At 36.1% G+C, this 889-nt stretch carries 1 pseudogene; it reads right to left on the bottom strand.

Features of this window, described 5'->3' with window-relative positions:
- Positions 1 to 635: 635 nt before the first annotated feature.
- Positions 636 to 889 (bottom strand): annotated as a pseudogene (locus tag R7Z77_RS24590) (glutathione-dependent disulfide-bond oxidoreductase); the annotation flags it as partial.

Genomic DNA, 889 nt, shown 5'->3' with positions numbered 1-889 from the left:
TGTTTAGATTGACACGCTGTTTCTTTACCACTAGGGATTCCAAACAATGGTTATCCTTAATTTGGGTGGCAATTCGATCGCGTACTCCTACCCAATACGCCTTAAACGACGACATCATAAATATCCTCTTTAATGACATGAATAACATACACTTGAGCTTTATTCCGTCATGACGAAGCAGGTCATTATTCCATATAAAAATTAATGAAAGGAATTAATATCCCCTACTTAGATATGGTTTGGCTCTTTTTCATTTAAGAAATACGCTTTCATCTCATAATGTATTGAGATGCATATAGTTAACACTTTATGACTATTAATTAGAAAAGCGTAAGACGAAATTGTGCATATTCCATACAAAAACAAAGGATATGTCAAAGGTTAATTATCAATTAATCAGTTATAAAACTCAAAACTAAAATTCATAACTGGCTATTATCAATAAAGACAAAAATAAATAATATCGACTTTACCATTTATAGATTTAGATGATATCAACATACGCAGTTTACTATTATTGAAAAATACATAATCAATAAACATACGACCTATCTATTAATGATATTTAGGTCTTAGTAGAGAATATTGAGGAACGAAAAAGCGCACCTTTAATGGTGCGCTTAACATCTTTTCGTTTAAGGTTTCAGCTTCAAAACATTATCAATGTCTGCAGCACTGTGGCGCTCAGCTAGTTGCTCCCACTCTTCACCCCAAGAGCGGTTAACAATACGACCACGTTTAACACCTTCTCGCTCATCAATCGCTTTCGCCCAACGCACAACGTTTTTGTAGCCCTCCACATCTAAAAACTCGGCTGCATCGTATGCGCGGCCCAGCACTAAGTTACCGTACCACGGCCAAGTTGCGATATCGGCAATGCTGTACTCAT

The organism is Vibrio sp. 1401 (assembly GCF_033340295.1).
This window is presented reverse-complemented; position numbering and strand designations above follow the sequence as displayed.